Here is a 20554-nt window from a genome sequence, read left to right on the forward strand (position 1 = left end):
TCAGGAGGACGCCAAAATGTTCAAACACATCATGGTCCCGGTCGACCTGCACTTGCCGCCCGAGGTCAAGAAAGCCACCGAGGTTGCGGCGCAATTGGCCAAATGGCAGGGCGCCAAAGTGACCATCGTCAGCGTCACCGGCCCGCAGCCTGGGGATAGCCACCTGACAACAGACGCGATCAAACAAGAATTGCTGACCTGCGCCAATGAAATCGCGATGCAAAGCGTGGCGCAGGTGGACACACGCAACATTCACTCAGTTGATGTCGCGATTGAGGTCGACAAAGACCTGACCCGCGCAGCAGAAGAAATGGGCGCTGATCTGATTGTTGTCGGCACCCACGCGCCTCGTATCACAGACTATATCTTGTCCAGCCATGCGGGATATCTGGCCAAACACGCCAGCATGTCGGTCTTTGTTGTGCGTTAGGTCTCATCCGGGGGCAGTTCAACTTCAAGAAACCGCTCGAACGCATCCAGATTGACCGGTTCGAACTGTCCAAACCCCTGCATCCAAACCGAGGCCGCACGAAGCGCGTCGGGTTCAAGTTTGCACCACTTCACCCGTCCGCGTTTTTCCTGAGAAATCAGACCTGCTTTGGTCAGGATCACCAGATGCTTTGAAATCGCGGCCAGCGACATTTCGAACGGTTCGGCCACGTCGGTGACGGCCATGTCATCTTCCAGCAGCATCGCTAAGATGGCACGGCGGGTGGGATCGGCGAGGGCCGCGAAGACAGTGTCGAGGTCGTTGGACATGGTTCCGCTGAACCATAGCCTGTGAGTTTGGTCAACCATTTGGTTGAATATGCGGATTCAGGCTTATCCGCCCGGTCAGCGAATTATACGCCATCGGCAGGTTTCGCGTGGTCTATAATTTTAATATAAAAATCATATACTTAGCGACGTTCATGCTGCGGCTTCATTGCCGTTGACTCTGCGCCCTCAGCCCCTTAGCACCCTACCCAAGACTGTGCGAGGGAAACGCCCGTGACCGAAGATGACCAAAAGCAGCGTATGGCGCAGCTGGAGGCCAAGATCGAAGCGGCGAAAAAGGCCAAAGCGCCGAAACCTCGTGCGGATGCTGACGTATCCGGAGGCGAGCTTGCCTGGAGGATGGTCATCGAAATGGTTTCCGGTTTGGGGATCGGATTTGGCATCGGATACGGGCTGGACAGCCTGCTCGGGACGATCCCGATCTTTCTGGTGCTGTTCACATTGCTGGGCCTTGTCGCGGGCGTGAAGGTTATGCTCCGCAGCGCGAAAGAGGTTCAAGAGAAACAAGCGGCCGCAAGCGCGACCGAGAAGGACGAGAGGGACTGAACGTGGCAACCGAGACCACCGCAGAAAAAGGCAGCAGCCTGGCTTTCCATCCAATGGACCAGTTTATCGTCAAGCCGTTGTTCGGCGACGGTGCGATTGCCTGGTACACGCCCACCAACGTGACCCTGTGGCTGTTCCTGGCGATTGCGGCGATCTTTGCCCTGCTGGTTCTCAGCACGTCCAAGCGCGCCATTGTTCCGACGCGGATGCAGTCGGTGGCCGAGCTGGCCTATGGTTTCATCTACAAGATGCTGGAAGACATCTGCGGCAAGGAAGGCGTAAAGTACTTCCCCTATGTCATGACCCTGTTCATGTTCATCGTCTGCGCGAACTTCCTGGGCATGTTGCCTATGTCCTTCACCACCACATCGCATTTCGCCGTGACCATCCCGCTGGCGCTGGCCGTGTTCCTGACCGTGACCGTTTTGGGTTTCGTCAAGAACGGCGCTGCGTTCCTGGGCTTGTTCTGGGTCTCCAGCGCGCCGCTGGCGCTGCGCCCTGTTCTGGCGATCATCGAGCTGATCTCGTACTTCGTACGCCCGGTCAGCCACTCCATTCGTCTTGCCGGTAACGTCATGGCAGGCCACGCGGTTATCAAGGTGTTCGCAGGCTTTGCCGCGATTGCCGTGATCTCGCCCGTGTCGGTTCTGGCGATCACCGCAATGTATGGCCTTGAGGTCCTCGTGTCCTTCATTCAGGCCTACGTCTTCACCATTCTGACCTGTGTGTATCTGAAAGATGCGCTGCATCCGTCGCACTAAGGTCCGAACCCCCAACATCGAAACTTCCAAATCGTAAGGAGAATTCTCATGGAAGGCGATCTCGCACACATCGGCGCAGGCCTGGCAGCAATCGGTTCCGGCGCAGCCGCAATCGGGGTGGGCAACGTTGCAGGCAACTTCCTGGCCGGCGCCCTGCGCAACCCTTCGGCGGCTGCTTCGCAGACCGCAACCCTGTTCATCGGTATCGCGTTCGCAGAAGCGCTGGGCATCTTCGCATTCCTGGTCTCGCTGCTGCTGATGTTCGCCGTATAATCTGCGGAACCTGATCCTTACGCGCAGGTGGGCCCAAGCCATAGCGGCCCATCTGTTGTAAAGACAACGTTCCGACGGAGGACATCATGGCGACTGAACCCATTGCTGAAGAAGTAGTAGGCACATGCGTTGATTCCAGCGGCTACGCCGTCGGGATGCCGCAGCTCTGCTTCGATTGGTTCCCCAACCAGATTTTCTGGCTGGTCATCACGCTGGTCGTCATCTTTCTGGTCCTGTCCCGCGTGGCTCTGCCCCGCATCGCGGCAATCCTGGCTGAACGCCAGGGGACCATTACAAATGACCTGGCTGCGGCCGAAGATCTGAAGGCCAAAGCGGTCGAGGCCGAAGAGGCCTATAACAAAGCGCTGGCCGATGCCCGTTCTGAGGCTCAGCGTATCGCAGCGGAAGCCCGCGCTGAAATCCAGGCCGGTCTGGATGACGCGATTGCCAAGGCGGATGCGGAAATCGCTGCAAAGGCGACTGAATCGGAAAAGGCAATTGCCGAAATCCGTGCAGGTGCGCTGGAAAGCATTCAAGTGGTTGCCAAGGATACGGCGGCTGAACTGGTCACAGCACTGGGCGGCGAGGCGGATGCCAAAGCCATCAACAGTGCAGTAGATGCGCAGACGAAAGGATAAGTGACATGCGGAACACTCTTGCCCTTATCCTGACCGTTGGTGCCGCCAGCCCCGCGCTGGCCGCAAGCGGCCCGTTCTTCTCGCTTGCCAACACTGACTTTGTCGTCACTCTGGGCTTCATCGTCTTTATCGCGGTCCTGTTCTACTTCAAGGTCCCCGGTATGATCGGTGGTGCGCTGGACAATCGCGCCGAAGGTATTCAAGCCGAGCTGGACGAAGCCCGCGCCCTGCATGAAGAAGCACGCAGTCTGCTGGCCTCGTACGAGCGCAAGCAGCGCGAAGTTCAGGGTCAGGCCGAAGCTATCGTTGCCGCGGCCAAGGAAGACGCGGTTCTGGCGGCTGAACAAGCTAAGGTGGATCTGGAAAAATCCATCGCGCGCCGTCTCGCGGCAGCGCAGGATCAGATCGCATCGGCTGAGGCATCTGCCGTCAAGGAAGTCCGCGATCAGGCCATCACCGTAGCGGTTTCGGCAGCCAACGCCGTGCTGGCCAAACAGATGACCGCAACGCAGGCGAACAAGCTGATCGATGCATCCATCGCGGATGTGGGTGAAAAGCTACACTGATCGCCTGGATCATATGATTTGAAAAACCCGAGGGCTTCAGGCTCTCGGGTTTTTTCTTTTTGTGGCTTCCAGTTTGAAGGATCAGACCTCTCCAGTCTCGTGCTTCAAACGCTGTTGCGCTATCTCTTCATTGCGCAGGGCCTTCTGCTGATCGGCCATGCAGCTTTTGACAAAGTTCAGATGATCTTCGACCGCCTTCCGTGCCCCTTTCGGGTCGCGGTCCTGCAGGGCTGTGTTGATGGCTCGGTGCTGGTCCAGAATTGCGTCGCGGGTGGTGCGTTGCTGGAACATGATCTGTCGGTTGTAGAATACGCCCTGCCGCAGCAAATCGAACATCGACCGCATCATATGCAGCATCACCACGTTATGACTGGCCTCGATGATCGCCATATGGAACTGGGCGTCCAGATGCGCCTCTTCTTCGGCTGCATTGCGCGCGTGGGCGTCTTCCATCTTGTCCAGTATGGTCTGTACCACCTTCAGATCGCTGCCCGAGCCCATGCGGGCGGCACGCTCAGCCGCTAGACCTTCCATGTCACGCCGGAATGAGAGATAGTCGAACACTGCCTCGTCGTGATTGCCGAACAACCGGATCAAAGCCGGCGCGAAGGCCGAGCCCAGCACCTCGGCCACATAGATGCCCGATCCGGCCTTGGCAGTCAGCAACCCCTGCTCCTGGAGGTCCGAGATTGCCTCGCGCAGCGACGGGCGCGACACGCCCATCCGCTCGGCCAGCTCCCGTTCCGAGGGCAGGCGTTCTCCGGGGCGCAGAATGCCGCGCAGGATCAGCAGTTCGATCTGGCGCACAACAGCCAGTGATAGTTTTTCGGTTTGAACTTTTTGAAAAGGCATCTGGCTACCACTTGGAATTGGTCAAATCACTTGACCACGTTTGTAAGGGGCGTTCAAGTCGCTCACAGAGGTTGAAACATTAGGTCAGAATTATTGACATAAGAGGCGCATTGCCTAATCTGCGACCCAAGGGCGGAGGAGGCCCCCTACGATGGATCAGCTCTACGCCACCCGAACCGCTCGGATGAAGGCTTCCGAAATCCGCGAATTGCTGAAACTGCTGGGCGAGCCCGGTATCATTTCCTTCGCAGGCGGTATTCCCGACCCCGCTTTGTTTCCAGCAGAGGCTTTCGCCGAAGCGTTTCAAAATGCGCTTAGCCCAGATCAACAGGCGCAGGCGCTGCAATATTCGGTCAGCGAGGGCTATGCCCCGCTGCGTGAATGGCTGGCCGACCATATGCGTGGGATCGGCGTTACGTGCGGCATCGACAACATCCTGATCACCTCAGGCTCGCAGCAAGCGCTGGATTACTTGGGTAAGTTGTTCTTGTCACCGGGTGATACAGCGTTGGTTGGGTGGCCCACATATCTGGGCGCGCTCAATGCGTTTGACGCTTATGAGCCGCGCTTTGACCAGCTTAGCATCAATGGCAATCGTGGGGCTGCCGAATACCAGGCCGCCGCCGGCAACAGCCCGATCAAATTCGCTTATCTCTCCGCCGATTTTGCAAATCCGACTGGTGAGACGGTCGATCTGCGGGGCAGGGAGGCGCTGCTCGATCTGGCAGATGAATTGGATTGCGCAGTGATCGAGGACGGAGCCTATCAGGCGCTGCGCTATGACGGCGATCCGATCCCTCCGATCCTCGCGTTAGAACAGGCGCGCAAGGGATCGATCGAGAACTGCCGGACGATCTATTGCGGCAGCTTCTCGAAAACTCTTTCACCGGGGTTGCGGCTGGGTTGGGTGGTTGCAGCAAAACCGGTGATCTTGCAATTGGTGCTGCTGAAACAGGCGGCTGATCTGCATTCTTCTACGATCAACCAGATGGCGGTGTATCAGGTGGCACGGGATCGCTTTGACACTCATGTCCCCATGCTGCGCCAGACCTATGCCGCGCGCCGCGATGCGATGCTTGAGGCGCTCAACGAGCACATGCCCAATGGCGTCGACTGGACCCGACCCGAGGGCGGCATGTTCATTTGGGTCACTCTGCCCAAGGGAATGAACGGCGCCGACCTGCTGGCGAGGGCGCTGGAAACGGTCAAGCTGGCCTTTGTCCCCGGTCAGGCTTTCTATCCCGACGACACCGGGTCCAATACCATTCGACTGAGCTTTTCCAACTCGGATGAGAACACGATCCGCGAGGGTATACGCCGGTTAGGAGAAGTGTTGCGCGCCTGAACCGGGGAAAGGTTTCATTAACCATATTGTCGCTAATAAAGCAGTATGATCCGCGTGCTCGCTTTCCTGTGCCTCGCCGCCTGCTCGGGTGGTACACCCTATTTTCGCGACTTGCCCGCAACGCGCGTCGCGGTGAATGGCAGTATCTTTGACGTCCGCGTCCGTAATGAACTGGCCGAGGCCGTCCGCGTGAACCCGCAATACGCGCCGCGTCTGGGTCCGATCCGCGATCGGGCTGCGTTGGCGATGGCGCAGGTCTCGGGCTGTCCGCTTCTGGACGTTCTTGGCGATGCGGCCGTCACTGTGGGCGTGCTGGGCTGCGACCAGGAACTGGGGGAAAAACTGATTTTCGGCGCACTCCTTCGCCGTCCCTATGAATGCGTTGATTACGGATATTACGAAGACTACGGATATCAGGTCTTTGAATGCTCGCCTTACTGAGATACGCGGGACTCCGCGTAGTTTTGCCAAGATGTTGTGGATAACTTGGTCCAATCTCCCATATCCTGCGCAATCACGTTGACACCTCCCCCATCCGTTGCGCAGACTTCTTACCCATAGGAATCATACCAAGAGCAGCCATTGCGCTTTAGCAAACTCAAACTGACCGGCTTCAAAAGCTTCGTGGACCCGACCGATCTGATCATCGCGGACGGGCTGACCGGAGTGGTTGGTCCGAATGGCTGCGGCAAGTCCAATCTGCTGGAAGCGTTGCGCTGGGTGATGGGTGAAAACCGTCCCAAATCCATGCGCGGTGGCGCGATGGAAGATGTGATCTTTGCGGGCGCTGCCACTCGGCCTGCGCGCAACTTTGCCGAGGTGGTCCTGACGATGGACAACTCGGAACGTTTGGCGCCATCCGGCTTCAACGACAGCGACCAGTTGGAGATCGTCCGCCGCATCACCCGCGATGTGGGCAGTGCCTACAAGACCAACGGCAAGGATGTGCGCGCCCGCGACGTTCAGATGCTGTTCGCGGACGCCTCAACCGGCGCGCATTCGCCAGCACTGGTGGGGCAAAACCGCATTGCCGAGCTGATCAACGCCAAACCTCGCGCCCGCCGCCGCATTCTGGAAGAGGCCGCCGGCATCTCCGGGCTTTATCAACGCCGCCACGAGGCAGAACTGAAACTGAAAGGCACCGAGGCCAACCTGACCCGCGTGGATGACGTTTTGGAACAGTTGGGCGGGCAGTTGGCGCAACTCGCCCGTCAGGCCCGGCAGGCGGCGCGGTATCGCGAGATCGGCGAGCTGTTGCGTCAGGCCGAAGGGATGCTGCTATATCGCCGTTGGAAAGAGGCCGACATGGCCCGTCAGGCGGCCGAGGAAAAGCTACGCGACCGGATCACCGAAGCCTCTCGCGCCGAGGCATCCGCCCGCGAATCCGCCGCCAAACGCGCTGAGATCGAGGAAACCCTGCCGCCCCTGCGTGAGGAAGAGGCCATCGCCGCAGCCGTCCTGCAGCGCCAGCAGGTGCAGCGCGATCAGCTGTCGGATCAGGAAACCCGCGCACGCCAGACGATCGAGACTCTGACCAACCGTATCCAGCAATTGGGCAACGATATCGAACGCGAATCCGGTCTGAACCGGGACGCGGGTGAGATGATCGAACGGCTCGAATGGGAGGCCCGCGAGCTTGCAAAAGCCGCCGATGGCTATGACGAAAAGGTCGCTGAAGCTGCAGAAGTTGCGCGCGAGGCCGCGTCGGTGTTGCAGGATCGCGAAGATCACCTGTCGCAGGAAACCGAAGACATGGCCCGTCTGGTGGCCCGCCACCAATCGGCGCAACGACTGGTTGAAGACAGCCGCAAGACACTGGCTCGTTCCGAGGGCGAGGAAGAAAAGGCCCGCGCCGCCGTGGACGAGGCGCGCAATGCCTTTTCCCGCGCCAGCGAGGCGTTCGAGACCGCGCAGGAGGGTGAGGAAGAAGCCCGCGAAGCTGCTGAGGCAGCGGAAGAAGCACTGGCCGCCGCCGACGAGCTGCGCAACGATACACAGGCGCGTGAGGCCGAGGCCCGCGCCAAACGCTCCGAGGCCGAGGGTGAACTGGGCGCGATAAGGGCCGAGACCACCGCGCTGGCCAAGCTGGTCGAACGCGACACGGCTGAGGGTGGGCAAGTGCTCGACATGCTGCGGGTGGCAACGGGCTTTGAAAAGGCATTGGGGGCTGCGCTGGCGGATGACCTGCGTGCACCGTTGGTCGAGGGCGACGGACCTTCAGGTTGGGTGCAGGTAGCGGGCTATGACAGCGACCAGCCCTTGCCCGATGGGGCCGAGCCGCTGGCGTTGCATGTGTCCGGTCCCGACCGCCTGAGTCGCCGTATTGCGCAGATCGGTCTGGTCGATGCGGATCAGGGCGCGCGCCTGCAGGCGTCGTTGAAACCGGGTCAACGACTGGTGTCGCGCTCGGGTGATCTGTGGCGCTGGGACGGATTCCGCGCCTGGGCCGAGGATGCACCAAGCGCTGCCGCCCTGCGTTTGGAGCAGCTCAACAAGCTTGAGGCGCTGAAACAGGAACTGACCCGCACCGAGGCGCAGGCCGAAGGTGCCCGCGCCGCGCATGAAGCGCTGTCACAGCAACTGGCCAATGTAACCGAGGCTGACCGCCGCGCCCGCGAGGCCCGCCGTGCCGCGGATCAGCGCATGGCGGAAACCGCGCGGATGCTCAGCCGGGCTGAGGCGGATCGAAATCTGGCGCAGGGCAAGCTGGAAACACTGACCCTCGCGGTCGACCGTCACAAGGAAGACGCCATGTCCGCCCGCGCACAACTGCGTGAGGCTCAAGGCGCGTTGACTGGCCTGGGCGATCTCGACAGCGCCCGCGCGCAGGTCGAGGACATCAAGCAGACTGTCGAGGCGGCGCGGATCACCATGCTGACCCACCGCTCGACGCATGATGAATTGCGCCGCGAGGGCGAGGCGCGCACCCGGCGCACGCAGGAGGTGACTAAGGACCTCAGCGGTTGGCGGCATCGTCTGGAAACGGCGGAAAAGCGGATATCGGAACTGGCCGAACGCAAGGAAAGCTCGGAAGAAGAACTGACCGAGGCGATGGCGGCCCCCAGCGAAATCGCCGAGGCACGGGAAGAACTGAACGAGCTGATCGAAACCGCTGAGTCTCGGCGCGCCGAAGCCGCCGATAAGTTGGCCGAGGCCGAGACCCAGCAGCGCGAGGTGGTTCTTGCCGAGCGCGAAGCCGAACGTCTGGCCTCGGAGGCGCGTGAAAGCCGCGCGGCGGCTGAGGCGCGTTGCGACGCCGCCAAGGAAAGCGTAGTCGCCGCAGCAGAACGCATTGCCGAGGATCAGCAACTGACGCCGAACCAGCTGCTGAACCAACTGGACGTGAACCCTGACCAGATGCCCGCCGCCGACGCACTTGAAGCCGAAGTGAACCGCCACAAGCGCCAGCGCGATGCCATGGGCGCAGTGAACCTACGGGCTGAAGAGGACAGCAAAGAAGTCCAGGAAGAATTCGACACGCTGAACGGCGAAAAGGCCGATCTGGAAGAGGCGATCAAGGCCCTGCGCGGCGGCATCGCCAGCCTCAACCGCGAGGGTCGCGAACGCCTGCTGACCGCGTTCGAACAGGTGAATTCCAACTTCGCCATGCTGTTCAAGCATCTGTTTGGCGGCGGCGAGGCCAATCTGGTCATGGTCGAAAGCGACGATCCGCTGGATGCGGGCCTTGAGATCATGTGCCAGCCGCCGGGCAAGAAACTTTCGACTCTCAGCCTGCTTTCGGGCGGCGAACAGACCCTGACCGCGACGGCGTTGATCTTTGGCGTGTTCCTTGCCAACCCCGCCCCGATCTGTGTGCTGGATGAGGTCGACGCCCCGCTGGACGATGCCAACGTCACCCGCTTCTGCGACTTGCTGGACGAGATGTGCCGCCAGACCGATACGCGTTTCCTGATCATCACCCACCACGCGGTGACCATGGCGCGGATGGATCGGCTGTTCGGTGTGACGATGCAGGAACAGGGTGTCAGCCAACTGGTTTCGGTCGATCTGAAAAAGGCCGAGCAGATGGTCGCTTGATCGATCACTGCAACGTTATGAGCCATCGCCCGTGTATGAGGGTAGGCTAGCATCATGATCCGATATTTCACCCTCGCATTGCTCGCGGCCAACCCCCTCTGGGCTGCCGAATGGCCCACGAAACCCGGTGACGTCCCCTTGACGCCAGAAGAATTGGAGGCTTTGGCCGGCCGCACTCTCACTTTCTACGACGACGGCCAGTCCAAATACTCGGCTGGAGGGGCCTATTCTTATACCTATGCCAGCGGAGAATCCGCCTTTGGCACCTATTCCATCGCCGGGGACGGCAGTGTTTGCATAGCGTATCGCAATGGGTTCAGCCGATGCGACCTATATGTCCGCAGTGGTGAGCGGTTGATCCTGATCGACGAGAAAGGCGATCGCTATCCGGTCCGAGCGAGTAATTGATCTGTTATTCCCGATCTATTGGTAAATTTGATAGAGGCTTTGAGTAAAAACGGAAGAAAACGGGATAATCATCGTCAAATCAAGTTGTAGAATGCCCTGGATCGAAAAACTGATGGGGATGCCAAATGTGCCGATTTTTGGCTTGGGTTGGGGAGCAGCGATATCTGGATGAATTGATTCAGGAGCAAGAGCAATCGCTTGTCATTCAAAGCCGCAACGCGTTGATCGGGAAGACACCAATCAATGCCGACGGGTTTGGACTGTCTTGGTATTCTGATCGCGAAACGCCCTGTTTCTACAAGGACACTCATCCCGCATGGTCCGATGCAAATCTCAAACAACTGGCTCATCACACACGATCACGACTGTTTTTGGCCCATGTAAGAGCGTCGACAGGCACTGCGACCTCGCGCAACAACTGTCACCCATTTGGATTTGGCAAATGGAGCTTCATGCACAATGGCCAGGCTGGAGGGCATGACCAAATCCGGCAGCAGCTCGATGCTATGATCCCGGCACATTTATACGGGCACCGAATGGGTGCGACAGAAAGTGAAGCGATCTTTTTGATTGCTCATGGCGAAGGTCTGGATTCAAATCCGATCGACGCAATGGCACGGGCCGTGGGGCGGGTGGAAGCGCTGTCCCGACAATGCGGATCGTCGCCTTATATGCGGTTTGCTGCGTGCTGGTCAGACGGCAAGCGTGTATTTGCGGCGCGCTATGCGTCTGATCGTTATGCACCCAGTCTGCATTACCGAACCTCAGAAGACGGGATAGTGATATCGTCCGAACCGCTTGATGCAGACAGTGACGGCTGGGTTGAAATACAGCCCAATACCGCCATCGTCACAGAAGGCTCGCTGGTATCTATCCATGCGTTTGATCCGTCAGTGAAACATGAACCAGCAAAGGTCGCTTAGGCGCCGACCCTTATAGCTGGTTCAGCAGCTGTGTCGTTGGCCACGCATCGGCTGGCAAACCCAGACGCAGTTGTTCAGCCTGCACAGCCGCACGCGTTCCGGCCCCAAGGATGCCGTCGATCTTGCCTACGTCGTGCCCGCGCGCCTGCAGTTTGCTCTGCAACTGTCTCATTTGCGCGCCCGTCAGCCCCGGCGCTGGATTACCTGCATCGTAAATCTGCGCGCCTTCCAGCCGTGTGCCGAAATAAGCGGCGGTCAGGACGTAAACGAAGCTCTGGTTCCATTCGAAATATACGTCGAAATTCGGGTAAGCCAGAAAGGCGGGGCCCTTGTGCCCTTGTGGCAGGATCAGCGAGGCGGGCAGGTCGCTCAAAGACCCACTGCGCGCCTGTACGCCCATCGCCTGCCATTCGGACACCGGGCGGGGCTTGCCGGGGCCTGATAGTGACCAGTCCATCTGCGCGGGCACGGTGACCTCCTGCAGCCATGGCTGACCCGGTTGCCAACCCAGATGCGACAGCATCTTGGCCCCGGACATCAGTGCATCCGGCGCCGAGGTTTTTAGCGAAACCTTGCCGTCTCCGTCCCCATCCACGCCGTTTTCCAGAATGTCGCGGGGCAGCATCTGGACCATGCCGATTTCACCGGCCCAAGCCCCGGTGGTGCGGGCGGGGTCAAAATTTCCCTGGCTGTACAGCTCGATCGCGGCGAAAATCTGCGGGCGGAACAACTCGGGGCGGCGGCAGTCGTGGGCCAGCGTCACCAGCGCGTTGCGGGTGTTGAAATCGCCCTGAAAGGACCCGTAGTCGGTCTCGAACGCCCAAAATGCCAGTAGCACACCGCGCGAAATGCCGTATTCCTGCTCAATCCGGTCAAACACCGCGTCGTATTTGCCCGACATGGCCTTGCCCCGGTCGATCCGGTTCTGTGAAATCAGGCGCCGCGAGAAGTCGATGAATGGTTTCTGGAATACGCCCTGCGCGCGGTCGGCTTTCAGAACGGCTCCGTCCTGCTGAACGCCCTTGAAAAAGCTGTTGACGGTGGATTTGTCGTAACCCTGCTGAATGGCTTCGGCTTTCAGCCCTTTGACGAAGGCATTGAACCCACCGCCGCATTGGGCGAGTGCAGGCGAGGCGAAGAGGGCGGCGGCAATAAGGCCGGAAAGGAAACGCATAAGGCTGATCCGTCAGAATATGAAGTTGAACCCAACCCACACCGACACGAGCCCAAGCGCAAGCCCCCATACCTGCCAGAGCATGTCTGATGCGCGAAAAACCTCCGCCGCGTCGATATTCTGCCGCGCATTCCCGTTCACCCAAGCAAGATCCCGCATCTGGCCATCATAGCTGCGCGGTCCGGCCAGTGCGATATCAAGCGCACGTGCCATCGCGGCCTCGGGCCAGCCTGCGTTAGGTGAGATATGGCGGCGTGCATCCTCAACCATCTCTCGCCAGCGCGACCATTGGCTGGACAGCGCGACGATCATTACAAAGGTCAGGCGTGCCGGGACAAGGTTCAACACATCATCCAGCCGCGCTGCTGCCCAGCCGAAGGCGCGGTATTTGTCGTTGCGATAACCGATCATACTGTCGGCGGTGTTGACGACCTTGTAAACCAGCAGCCCCGGCAGACCTGCGACCAGAAACCAGAAGGCTGGGGCAATCACCCCGTCGCTCAGGTTTTCGGCGGCGCTTTCGATGGCCGAGCGCGCCACCTGCGCCTCGGTCATGTCCCGCGTATCGCGCGAGACAATCATGGCGACTTGCGCGCGCCCTTCGGCAAGCGTGGTCAACAGGCCTTCGCCAACTGCGCGAACATGGGTGATCAGGGATTTCTGGGCCAGAAGGATGGCGCAGACCACGATCTCGACGATCGGACCAAGCAGCGCCAGCAACCGGCCAAGGATGAGTGCCACCGCAATCAGGATGAGTACCGTCGCAACCCCTTTGAGGCGGCGATACGCCCCATGGTTCAGCCGGTTGTCCAGCCAGCCAATCGCGTTGCCCATCAGTACGGCAGGGTGGCGAATCCGCGACCACAGCCAATCCGGCTCACCCAATGCTGCGTCCAGACACATGGCGCAGACCAATAGGAACGCGGTGCTCACAGCGCTGCTTCCAACCGGGCCCAACCATCTGCTGGCGGTAATCCAAGGCGCAGGTAGGTCCGGGAATAGGGGAAAATACGGCTCCAGATATGTGCCCGCGCCAATCGGTCTTGCCAGGCGGTCGCGTCATCAACGTCGTAGAGGCGGAACAGGCTGGTGCCGCCAATCAGCCGCGCACCTTTGGACGTTAAAAGCTGATCCAACCGTGTTGCTTCATTTGCCAGACGCATGCGTGTTTCAGTAGCCCATTTTACATCGTGCAACGCTTGCGCGCCGATCCGCAGTGCCGGGCCGGATACGGCCCATGGTCCCGTCAGGTCATTCAACCGTGCAATAAGATCGGGATGGCCGATTGCAAAACCCAGTCGCAACCCGGCCAACCCCCAAAATTTGCCAAAGCTCTTCAGCATCACGATGCCGGGCCGCTGGGCCAGATGAATCAGCGAGGCTTCGGGCGTTACGTCGCAGAAGCTTTCATCGATCACCGTCAGCGGCGCGTCGACATCCGCGTCCTGCCAGATGCGCCCATCAGGATTGTTGGGGTTTACGATGACACGTGCCTGAGCCGGGCCGCTCTCGTGCACCGTCCAACCCTGAGCGGTGAATGCAGCGGCATGTTCGTTATAAGTGGGCATCGTGATCTGCACGCGGCCGGCTTTGGTCAGCGCGGGCACGCGGGCAATCACCGCAGAGGCACCAGGCGATGGCAGAATCTCGGCCCCATCAGGCACGTTCCAAAACACCCGCGCCGCGTCCGAGAGGCGTTCGAACGCGCCATGATCCGGCAGTTCCATCCAGTCCGGAGGCTGCAGGCCCGAGACCTCATAAGCATGCGGATTGATCCCCGTGGACAGATCGATCCAGTCTGCGCGCGTGCCCCCAAACCGCGTCATCGCGCCATCCAGCCCACCGCCATGATCGCGCGCAGCCCGAGGGTTCAATCTGTCATCCTGTCCAACCATCTGCCCCAGCCGGAATCGCCTATTTCTCATGCTTCAAGCGGATTTTTGCCGTTCTTACAAGCGAATCCGCCCGATCACGGCGCTGTGCGGGCCTTGTTAACACTTTGTTAAGGAAATCGCGTGATCACGGACATCAGGGGTCGGCACCACTCACCCATATCACGTGCCGAGGTTGTTGCAAATGAAAGTACTGATTGTTGAGAGTAATCCCGATCTAGGTCGGGTCTGGCAGCGGCATCTGCAAAGGCAGGAGGCCGAAGTCACGCTGGTCGAAACGCAAGAGGCCGCGATCCTGGCACTGTATGGTACCGCATTCGATATCATCGTGCTGGATCTGGTTCTGGAAACCGGCAGCGCCTTGGCGGTTGCCGATTTCGCAAGCTATCGCAGGCCCGAGGCGCGAGTGATCTTCGTCACCAACACCACATTCTTCTCGGACGGATCAATCTTTGCCCATAGCGCCAATGCCTGCGCCTATGTCCAAAGCTCGACCCCGCCCGAGGATCTAGCGGCCATGGTCGAACATTACGCGGCGGGTCGCTGATCCCGCCCATGGGGTTCTGAATAGTCCAACGTTGGATTCACCGGAATAATTCGGTGCGGATTGATGCTGTCATGGCTGTAGTGATAGTGGCGCACGATGTGGTTCATGTTCACTGTCTGCGCCACTCCGGGCCATTGATATAGCTCCCGCGTAAAGGCCCAGAGGTTCGGGTAGTCCACCAACCGACGCTTGTTGCACTTGAAATGTAAATGATAAACCGGGTCGAACCGGATCAATGTGGTGAACAGGCGCCAGTCGGCCTCGGTCACGCGGTCACCCATAAGATAGCGGTTCCGGGCCAGACGATCCTCAAGCCAGTCCAGCGTGTCGAACAGAGGGCCAACCGCGGCGTCATAAGCTTCTTGCGAGGTGGCAAAGCCGGATTTGTAGACCCCGTTATTGACATCGGAATAGATGCGCGCGTTGACCTCTTCGATCTCGTCCCGCATTGCCTCGGGCCAGTAGTCGTCGGTGTTGCCGGTGATCCCGTTGAAAGCCGAGTTGAACATGCGGATGATTTCCGAGCTTTCGTTCGACACGATCGTTTTCTCAACTTTGTCCCACAGGATCGGAACCGTAACGCGGCCCGAATAGTTGGGGTCGGCACGGGTATAGATCTGATGGGCAAAATCATGCCCGAACAGTTTGTCGCCCGTCGCTCCATGCGCGTCCGTCTCAAAGGTCCAGCCTTTGTCCAGCATATCCGGATGCACCACCGAGACCGAGATGTGGTCGCTCAGCCCTTTCAACTCACGAAAGATCAGTGTGCGGTGCGCCCAAGGGCAGGCGTGCGAGACATAAAGGTGATAGCGCCCCGATTCCGCCTCGAACCCGCCGCGCCCCGAAGGGCCGGGCGCGCCATCGGCGGTGATCCAGTTGCGAAACTGTGCGGCCGAGCGTTTGAACGCCCCGCCTGTGGATTTGGTGTCATACCAGGTGTCATGCCATTCGCCGTCGACAAGCAGGCCCATCGTTATTCCTTTCGCATTGCGATTGGGTCAAAGATAGGCCGTCTTGCGCCACGATCCTATTTCACCGGGCGCGCATCAGGCCTGCATGCGCGCACAGGTGGGGTGCGGTGTCTGGGCACCAGAACCGCAATGCCAAAACTTATGTGACGCCGTTCACTGGATTTTTACAGGAATCGCGTCAGACTAATGAGTGTTAAGGGGGGAAGTTTATTATGAGTACCTATGTTTCCAAGGAAATTCGCGCCGAATTGGATGCGGCCCGAATCGCTACCCTCAAGAAATCCAGCCGTTTGCGGGTGGAGGTTGGCGACAATAGCTTCAAAATTTTGACATTGTGGAAGGATGGTTTCACCGTCGAGGCCGAAACCACGCCGCGCCTGCGTGGGCTCGTCGATATCTATGACGGTGCCAATCACATGTATCAGTGCCTGATCATCGCAGATGAAGAAGCGGTGGGTGAGATGCGCTATGAGTTCAAGCGCAGCACCGTGGCAGCCGACAAGGCCCCGCTGGATTTCTACCGCGCCCCGGATGCACCGATCGCATTGCTCGAAAACCGCGACTGACGCGCGCACCGTTTGACCTTTGGCACCGACGCGCCACCGGCGCTCGGGCGGCAATGGTGCCACGAGATTCTCGGTATCAGGCCGGACGGTTTAGTCGGAGGCCGTCAGGGTCAGGTGCACAGGAGCCAAACCATCGATGCCGCCTTCAATCCGGTCTCCGGCGACCACAGGCCCGACCCCGGCGGGTGTGCCGGTCAGGATCAGATCGCCGGGGCGCAAATGGTAGAAACCCGATAGATGGGAGATCAGTTCATCGATCTTCCAGACCAGCTCTGACAATGTGGCGTCTTGTACGACCCGCTCATTGACGCTCAGATAGATGCGCTTGTCATCAGATAGGCTCCAGTCATCGGCGCGGGTCAGCGGAGCGAAGACCGCGCCGTTTTCTACATCCTTGCCCAGATCCCAGGGGCGCTGTTTGTTGCGCTCGCGGATCTGCAGGTCGCGGCGCGTCATGTCCAGCGCACAGCCATAGCCAAAAATCGCGTTGCGGGCCTCAGTGGCTGTGGCCTGAAAAACCGGCTTGCCGATGGCAACGGCCAGTTCCATTTCATGATGATAATCCTCGGTCCCTGCCGGATACGGCACATGCGCTCTGGTCAAAACCGCGTTGGGCGCGGATTTGGTGAAGTAAAACGGCGCCTGACGATCCACCTCATGCCCCATCTCGGCAGCGTGGGCGGCATAGTTGCGGCCGACGCAAAAAATCCGCCCGATCGGATAGGTCGCCTGTTGCCCCTGCACCGGGATGCTTGGGATGTCCGGAAGCGTAAAAAGGTGGTTGGGCATGACGTGCCTCCGTTTATTTTTGAACGGGGTTCATTGTAAATCGCCAAAGGCTGCCTTCAATCGCGCACAGGCCTCTTCAACCCGCTCGCGTTGGGTGGCCAGATTGAAGCGCTCGAAGGTTTCTCCACCGGTGCCGAAACCGGGGCCTGAGGATGTTGCGATCCGCGCATCTTCGCGTAGGCGGCGGACAAACTCATCGTGGCTCATACCCGTGCCCGAAAAATTGACCCATGCCAGATAGGTCGCCTGCAGAGGCATCGACCACAGGCCCGGTATCTCGGCGATGGCAGCATCAAACAGCTTCCGGTTCGCGTCCAGGTGGGCAATTTGTTCATCGACCCATTTTGCACCTTCCGGCGAATAGGCGGCAGTGATCATCGCCACACCCAACGCACTGGGGTCATAGTCCAGCGTGGTGATCCGGTGCCGCATCTCGGCCCGCAGCTTGGCGTCGGGAATGATCATGTTGCCGGTACGCTGACCGGCGATGTTGAATGTTTTCGACGCTGCGGTCAGTGTCACCGTCCACGGGCGCGCGTCGGGGGCGGCCGTATCCATCGGTACGAAGGTATTGCCCGGATAAACCAGATCATGGTGAATCTCGTCCGACACAAGGATCAGCCCGTTGCGCTCCGCAAACGCCGCTACAGCGCGCAGTTCATCCGGCGTCCAGACCCGACCTGACGGGTTCTGCGGCGAGCACCACAGCAGCAGCTTTTCTGATCCGTCCAACTGCGACTGCGCATCGTCCAGATCAAGCCCATAGCTGTCGCCATCGCGTACCAGCGGGCATTCCACCACGCGGCGGCCGGATTTGTTCACCTTATGGGCAAACTCATGGTAGACGGGCGTGAAGATCACGACGCCATCTCCCGGTTCACTCCAAACATCCAGACACAGGGCAATCGCATTGCCCAACCCTTGCGAGGTCAGAATCCAATCGGTGTCGATCTCCCAGTTGTGGCGTGTCTTCATCCACCACTGGATTGCATTCAGATAATCCGGGTGCATCCATGAATATCCAAACGCGCCATGATCGGCCGCTTCCCGCACCGCCTCGATCACGCAAGGGGCCGTGGCATAGTCGGAGTCAGCCGTCCACATGGCCAGCCCATCCTCGGGGGCGACACCGTAAAGCTGCTCCATCTTGTCCCATTTTGAAGAGTTGGTGCCCCGGCGGTCGATCAGGTCGTTGAAAGTCATGTCATCTCCATCTGTCGAGGCGAAAGCTAACCACAAATCCATAAGGTGCAAGGGGGCCGTTGCGGAGGCGGGCGCGATGGCCTAAATCAGCCCCATGAAACGCAATATCCTGATCCATCCCGATCCCCGCCTGAAAAAGGTCTGCGCGCCGGTGGCCGACATCACCGACGATCTGCGCAAACTGGCCGATGACATGCTGGAGACGATGTATGACGCGCCCGGCATTGGCCTTGCTGCGCCGCAGATCGGTGTGCTCGACCGGCTGATCGTGGTGGACTGCGTCAAAGAAGAAGGTGAGGCCCCACGCCCACTGGTGATGTTCAACCCCGAGGTCATCGCCTCCTCGGATGAGACCAACGTTTACGAAGAAGGCTGCCTGTCGATCCCTGAGCAATATGCCGAAGTCACGCGCCCGAAGACGGTTGATGTCACCTGGCTGGACCGTGACGGTAATCTGCAGCAGGAAACCTTTGATGATCTCTGGGCGACTTGTGTGCAGCATGAGATCGACCATCTGAACGGTAAGCTCTTCATCGACTATCTCAAACCGCTCAAGCGTCAGATGATCACGCGCAAAATGCAGAAGCTCAAGCGCGAAAAGGCCCGCACATGACGGTGCGGACCTGCCTGCCGTGGCCCGACAAGCGCTTGCGCACCAAGGCCGAGGATGTCACTGAAATCACCGACGACATCCGCACCATCTGGGATGACATGATCGATACGATGGAGGCGATGCCCGGTGTTGGCCTCGCTGCGCCGCAGATAGGAGTGATGCTGCGGCTGGCTGTCGTGGATGGCTCGACCCAGCGAGGCAAAGCTGTGCGACTGGCCAACCCCGAGATTCTGCACAGCTCGGTTGAGCTGCGTGAACATGACGAGGCCAGCCCGAACTTGCCCGGCGTGTCTGCCAAGGTAAAGCGACCGCGCGCAGTGACTGTGAAATTTCTCAACGAACAGGGCCAGATCGACCGCCGCGATTTTGTCGGCATCGAGGCCACCAGCGTGCAGCATCAGATCGACCACCTGAACGGGCGGATGTATTTCGACCGGCTCAGCAAGGTCAAACGCGACATGCTGCTGCGCAAAGCACAAAAGATGGGGTGAAACCCCATCCTACGGAGGGACGGATGCGTATCATCTTCATGGGAACGCCAGATTTCTCGGTGCCGGTGCTGGATGCGCTGGTCCGTGCCGGGCACGAAATCGCCGCCGTCTATTGCCAACCGCCACGCCCCGCCGGTCGCGGTAAAAAAGACCGTCCAACCCCGGTGCACGCGCGTGCCTTGGCGCTGGGCTTAGACGTTCGCCACCCCACCTCGCTGAAATCGCCCGAAGAACAGGCCAGCTTTGCCGCGCTGAACGCCGATATCGCGGTCGTCGTCGCTTATGGCCTGATCCTGCCACAACCCATTCTGGACGCGCCGACCCATGGCTGCCTGAACATCCACGCCAGCCTGCTGCCCCGCTGGCGCGGGGCCGCCCCGATCCACCGCGCGATCATGGCAGGCGATGTGCAAACCGGTGTTTGTATCATGCAGATGGAGGCCGGGTTGGATACAGGCCCCGTTCTGCTGCGCGAGGCCACCGAGATCGGGATTGAGGAAACCACGGCGCAACTCCATGACCGCCTGTCGGGCATGGGTGCGGCGCTGATCGTTGAGGCGCTGAACACGCTGCCGAGCCTGACCCCCGAACCGCAGCCCGAGGTCGGCGTAACCTACGCCGCCAAGATCGACAAATCCGAGGCGCGGATCGACTGGTCGGCCCTCGCGTCCGAAGTCGACAGAAAAATCCGCGGTCTCTCCCCGTTCCCCGGCGCATGGACCGAGGTCGAGGGTCACCGGATCAAGCTGCTCGCCTCGCGGCTGGCCGAAGGGCAGGGCACGCCCGGCGAGGTACTGGATGACCACCTGCGCGTGGCCTGTGGCGAAGGCGCGGTTGAGCTGCTGCGCTTGCAACGGGCAGGCAAGGGCGCGCAGGATAGGGAAACTTTTCTGCGGGGATGGCCCATGCCGGCCGGGACCCGCCTGTCATCGGAGTAGGCGTACATGATCATGATCATGATGGGCACGGTCGTGATTGCCGGGATCGTAGGCTATCTGTCTGAACAGACTGGCTTTACCCATAACGGCTATCTGCAGTCGATCATCATCTGCGTGGGTGGTGCTTTCCTGTTCTATTTCGTGCGCATCATGTTCGGCATCAGCTTTGGCCCGCCGGGGTTGGACGCGGTGCTGTCCTCGATCGGTGCGCTGATCATCGTGCCCACGCATTGGAGGAAATGA

25 protein-coding genes are annotated in these 20554 nt (G+C 59.8%); 17 read left to right on the forward strand and 8 right to left on the reverse strand.

From position 1 onward, the window contains the following. Positions 1-16: 16 nt before the first annotated feature. Positions 17-430 (forward strand): universal stress protein, encoded by a 414-nt coding sequence (locus AC1DFB_RS00325; RefSeq protein ID WP_480921874.1) that lies wholly within the window; start codon positions 17-19, stop codon positions 428-430. Here AC1DFB_RS00325 and AC1DFB_RS00330 read toward each other — a convergent pair. Next, positions 427-759 carry an ArsR/SmtB family transcription factor gene (locus tag AC1DFB_RS00330; protein WP_480921875.1) on the reverse strand — a complete coding sequence of 111 codons (333 nt, stop codon included), beginning with the start codon at positions 757-759 and terminating at the stop codon, positions 427-429. The two genes, AC1DFB_RS00325 and AC1DFB_RS00330, sit on opposite strands and share 4 nt — an antisense overlap. A gap of 231 nt (positions 760-990) precedes the next feature. Here AC1DFB_RS00330 and AC1DFB_RS00335 point away from each other — a divergent pair, with 231 nt between their 5' ends. From AC1DFB_RS00335 to AC1DFB_RS00355, 5 genes are all read left to right on the forward strand, one after another. Next, positions 991-1323 (forward strand): AtpZ/AtpI family protein, encoded by a 333-nt coding sequence (locus tag AC1DFB_RS00335; protein ID WP_170392648.1) that lies wholly within the window; start codon positions 991-993, stop codon positions 1321-1323. A gap of 2 nt (positions 1324-1325) precedes the next feature. Then, positions 1326-2084 (forward strand): F0F1 ATP synthase subunit A, encoded by a 759-nt coding sequence (locus tag AC1DFB_RS00340; RefSeq protein ID WP_170392647.1) that lies wholly within the window; start codon positions 1326-1328, stop codon positions 2082-2084. Positions 2085-2132: 48 nt separating this feature from the next. Next, entirely contained in the window at positions 2133-2357 is a 225-nt protein-coding gene (locus AC1DFB_RS00345; protein ID WP_005981269.1) for a F0F1 ATP synthase subunit C, read from the forward strand. Between the two features lie 86 nt (positions 2358-2443). Beyond that, positions 2444-2995, forward strand: coding sequence for a F0F1 ATP synthase subunit B' (locus AC1DFB_RS00350; RefSeq protein ID WP_170513389.1), 552 nt, complete (start codon positions 2444-2446; stop codon positions 2993-2995). 5 nt (positions 2996-3000) lie between these two features. Continuing rightward, positions 3001-3561: a F0F1 ATP synthase subunit B gene (locus AC1DFB_RS00355; RefSeq protein ID WP_170392645.1), complete on the forward strand. Its 561-nt coding sequence runs from the start codon at positions 3001-3003 to the stop codon at positions 3559-3561. A gap of 81 nt (positions 3562-3642) precedes the next feature. On the opposite strand, the gene AC1DFB_RS00360 is transcribed toward AC1DFB_RS00355, so the two are convergent. Further along, entirely contained in the window at positions 3643-4413 is a 771-nt protein-coding gene (locus tag AC1DFB_RS00360) for a FadR/GntR family transcriptional regulator (RefSeq protein ID WP_170392644.1), read from the reverse strand. Positions 4414-4564: 151 nt separating this feature from the next. Here AC1DFB_RS00360 and AC1DFB_RS00365 point away from each other — a divergent pair, with 151 nt between their 5' ends. The 5 genes from AC1DFB_RS00365 (at position 4565) to AC1DFB_RS00385 (ending at position 11127) form a co-directional block, all read left to right on the forward strand. Further along, a complete protein-coding gene (locus tag AC1DFB_RS00365) occupies positions 4565-5758 on the forward strand; it encodes an aminotransferase-like domain-containing protein (RefSeq protein ID WP_480921876.1) in 1194 nt (397 codons plus the stop codon). Between the two features lie 45 nt (positions 5759-5803). Next, entirely contained in the window at positions 5804-6199 is a 396-nt protein-coding gene (locus AC1DFB_RS00370; RefSeq protein ID WP_170392642.1) for a hypothetical protein, read from the forward strand. 141 nt (positions 6200-6340) lie between these two features. After that, on the forward strand, positions 6341-9796 hold the full coding sequence (locus AC1DFB_RS00375) for a chromosome segregation SMC family protein (protein ID WP_480921877.1): 3456 nt from the start codon (positions 6341-6343) through the stop codon (positions 9794-9796). Between the two features lie 54 nt (positions 9797-9850). Then, complete coding sequence (locus AC1DFB_RS00380) at positions 9851-10204, forward strand: hypothetical protein (RefSeq protein WP_170392640.1); 354 nt, start codon at positions 9851-9853, stop codon at positions 10202-10204. Positions 10205-10329: 125 nt separating this feature from the next. Then, the gene (locus tag AC1DFB_RS00385) at positions 10330-11127 is read left to right on the forward strand and encodes a class II glutamine amidotransferase (protein ID WP_480921878.1); all 798 of its coding nucleotides are present in this window, start codon (positions 10330-10332) and stop codon (positions 11125-11127) included. A gap of 10 nt (positions 11128-11137) precedes the next feature. On the opposite strand, the gene AC1DFB_RS00390 is transcribed toward AC1DFB_RS00385, so the two are convergent. The 3 genes from AC1DFB_RS00390 to AC1DFB_RS00400 are packed head-to-tail and all read right to left on the reverse strand — an operon-like array spanning position 11138 to position 14196. After that, a complete protein-coding gene (locus tag AC1DFB_RS00390; RefSeq protein ID WP_480921879.1) occupies positions 11138-12301 on the reverse strand; it encodes a lytic murein transglycosylase in 1164 nt (387 codons plus the stop codon). A 12-nt stretch (positions 12302-12313) separates the two neighbouring features. Beyond that, complete coding sequence (gene cbiB / locus AC1DFB_RS00395) at positions 12314-13234, reverse strand: adenosylcobinamide-phosphate synthase CbiB (protein WP_480921880.1); 921 nt, start codon at positions 13232-13234, stop codon at positions 12314-12316. Then, positions 13231-14196: a threonine-phosphate decarboxylase gene (locus AC1DFB_RS00400; protein WP_480921881.1), complete on the reverse strand. Its 966-nt coding sequence runs from the start codon at positions 14194-14196 to the stop codon at positions 13231-13233. The genes cbiB and AC1DFB_RS00400 overlap by 4 nt, the downstream gene beginning before the upstream one ends. Positions 14197-14377: 181 nt before the next feature. On the opposite strand from AC1DFB_RS00400, the gene AC1DFB_RS00405 reads away from it, so the two are divergent. Beyond that, positions 14378-14740: a response regulator transcription factor gene (locus AC1DFB_RS00405; protein ID WP_008756687.1), complete on the forward strand. Its 363-nt coding sequence runs from the start codon at positions 14378-14380 to the stop codon at positions 14738-14740. Here AC1DFB_RS00405 and AC1DFB_RS00410 read toward each other — a convergent pair. Then, positions 14722-15711, reverse strand: coding sequence for a glutathione S-transferase family protein (locus tag AC1DFB_RS00410; RefSeq protein ID WP_480921882.1), 990 nt, complete (start codon positions 15709-15711; stop codon positions 14722-14724). The genes AC1DFB_RS00405 and AC1DFB_RS00410 overlap by 19 nt on opposite strands. A 212-nt stretch (positions 15712-15923) precedes the next feature. On the opposite strand from AC1DFB_RS00410, the gene AC1DFB_RS00415 reads away from it, so the two are divergent. Further along, positions 15924-16277 (forward strand): hypothetical protein, encoded by a 354-nt coding sequence (locus AC1DFB_RS00415; RefSeq protein WP_170513411.1) that lies wholly within the window; start codon positions 15924-15926, stop codon positions 16275-16277. 90 nt (positions 16278-16367) lie between these two features. Here the strand turns inward: AC1DFB_RS00415 and AC1DFB_RS00420 are convergent, their stop codons facing one another. Continuing rightward, positions 16368-17066, reverse strand: coding sequence for a fumarylacetoacetate hydrolase family protein (locus AC1DFB_RS00420; RefSeq protein ID WP_480921883.1), 699 nt, complete (start codon positions 17064-17066; stop codon positions 16368-16370). Positions 17067-17096: 30 nt separating this feature from the next. After that, positions 17097-18269 carry a MalY/PatB family protein gene (locus AC1DFB_RS00425; protein WP_480921884.1) on the reverse strand — a complete coding sequence of 391 codons (1173 nt, stop codon included), beginning with the start codon at positions 18267-18269 and terminating at the stop codon, positions 17097-17099. A 94-nt stretch (positions 18270-18363) separates the two neighbouring features. Here AC1DFB_RS00425 and def (AC1DFB_RS00430) point away from each other — a divergent pair, with 94 nt between their 5' ends. Genes def (AC1DFB_RS00430) through AC1DFB_RS00445 form a run of 4 tightly spaced genes read left to right on the forward strand, consistent with a single transcriptional unit; the run spans position 18364 to position 20554 of the window. Beyond that, positions 18364-18882 carry a peptide deformylase gene (def, locus tag AC1DFB_RS00430; RefSeq protein ID WP_170392632.1) on the forward strand — a complete coding sequence of 173 codons (519 nt, stop codon included), beginning with the start codon at positions 18364-18366 and terminating at the stop codon, positions 18880-18882. Further along, a complete protein-coding gene (def, locus tag AC1DFB_RS00435) occupies positions 18879-19373 on the forward strand; it encodes a peptide deformylase (protein WP_170402334.1) in 495 nt (164 codons plus the stop codon). The genes def (AC1DFB_RS00430) and def (AC1DFB_RS00435) overlap by 4 nt, the downstream gene beginning before the upstream one ends. Before the next feature lie 23 nt (positions 19374-19396). Next, positions 19397-20311 (forward strand): methionyl-tRNA formyltransferase, encoded by a 915-nt coding sequence (gene fmt / locus AC1DFB_RS00440; RefSeq protein WP_170402331.1) that lies wholly within the window; start codon positions 19397-19399, stop codon positions 20309-20311. A 6-nt stretch (positions 20312-20317) separates the two neighbouring features. Further along, on the forward strand, positions 20318-20554 hold the full coding sequence (locus AC1DFB_RS00445; RefSeq protein WP_170392629.1) for a hypothetical protein: 237 nt from the start codon (positions 20318-20320) through the stop codon (positions 20552-20554).

It is taken from the genome of Ruegeria sp. S84 (genome assembly GCF_056583445.1).

Excerpts from the sequence above, each read along its gene's own strand:
- AC1DFB_RS00330 (WP_480921875.1), bottom strand. The coding sequence starts at position 759 with ATGTCCAACGACCTCGACACTGTCTTCGCGGCCCTCGCCGATCCCACC.
- AC1DFB_RS00415 (WP_170513411.1), top strand. The coding sequence starts at position 15,924 with ATGAGTACCTATGTTTCCAAGGAAATTCGCGCCGAATTGGATGCGGCC.
- AC1DFB_RS00350 (WP_170513389.1), top strand. The coding sequence starts at position 2,444 with ATGGCGACTGAACCCATTGCTGAAGAAGTAGTAGGCACATGCGTTGAT.
- AC1DFB_RS00345 (WP_005981269.1), top strand. The coding sequence starts at position 2,133 with ATGGAAGGCGATCTCGCACACATCGGCGCAGGCCTGGCAGCAATCGGT.
- AC1DFB_RS00365 (WP_480921876.1), top strand. The coding sequence starts at position 4,565 with ATGGATCAGCTCTACGCCACCCGAACCGCTCGGATGAAGGCTTCCGAA.
- AC1DFB_RS00425 (WP_480921884.1), bottom strand. The coding sequence starts at position 18,269 with ATGACTTTCAACGACCTGATCGACCGCCGGGGCACCAACTCTTCAAAA.
- AC1DFB_RS00355 (WP_170392645.1), top strand. The coding sequence starts at position 3,001 with ATGCGGAACACTCTTGCCCTTATCCTGACCGTTGGTGCCGCCAGCCCC.
- AC1DFB_RS00380 (WP_170392640.1), top strand. The coding sequence starts at position 9,851 with ATGATCCGATATTTCACCCTCGCATTGCTCGCGGCCAACCCCCTCTGG.
- AC1DFB_RS00405 (WP_008756687.1), top strand. The coding sequence starts at position 14,378 with ATGAAAGTACTGATTGTTGAGAGTAATCCCGATCTAGGTCGGGTCTGG.
- fmt (WP_170402331.1), top strand. The coding sequence starts at position 19,397 with ATGCGTATCATCTTCATGGGAACGCCAGATTTCTCGGTGCCGGTGCTG.
- AC1DFB_RS00360 (WP_170392644.1), bottom strand. The coding sequence starts at position 4,413 with ATGCCTTTTCAAAAAGTTCAAACCGAAAAACTATCACTGGCTGTTGTG.
- AC1DFB_RS00410 (WP_480921882.1), bottom strand. The coding sequence starts at position 15,711 with ATGGGCCTGCTTGTCGACGGCGAATGGCATGACACCTGGTATGACACC.
- AC1DFB_RS00325 (WP_480921874.1), top strand. The coding sequence starts at position 17 with ATGTTCAAACACATCATGGTCCCGGTCGACCTGCACTTGCCGCCCGAG.
- AC1DFB_RS00390 (WP_480921879.1), bottom strand. The coding sequence starts at position 12,301 with ATGCGTTTCCTTTCCGGCCTTATTGCCGCCGCCCTCTTCGCCTCGCCT.
- AC1DFB_RS00370 (WP_170392642.1), top strand. The coding sequence starts at position 5,804 with ATGATCCGCGTGCTCGCTTTCCTGTGCCTCGCCGCCTGCTCGGGTGGT.
- def (WP_170392632.1), top strand. The coding sequence starts at position 18,364 with ATGAAACGCAATATCCTGATCCATCCCGATCCCCGCCTGAAAAAGGTC.
- AC1DFB_RS00400 (WP_480921881.1), bottom strand. The coding sequence starts at position 14,196 with ATGGTTGGACAGGATGACAGATTGAACCCTCGGGCTGCGCGCGATCAT.
- AC1DFB_RS00420 (WP_480921883.1), bottom strand. The coding sequence starts at position 17,066 with ATGCCCAACCACCTTTTTACGCTTCCGGACATCCCAAGCATCCCGGTG.
- def (WP_170402334.1), top strand. The coding sequence starts at position 18,879 with ATGACGGTGCGGACCTGCCTGCCGTGGCCCGACAAGCGCTTGCGCACC.
- AC1DFB_RS00445 (WP_170392629.1), top strand. The coding sequence starts at position 20,318 with ATGATCATGATCATGATGGGCACGGTCGTGATTGCCGGGATCGTAGGC.
- AC1DFB_RS00385 (WP_480921878.1), top strand. The coding sequence starts at position 10,330 with ATGTGCCGATTTTTGGCTTGGGTTGGGGAGCAGCGATATCTGGATGAA.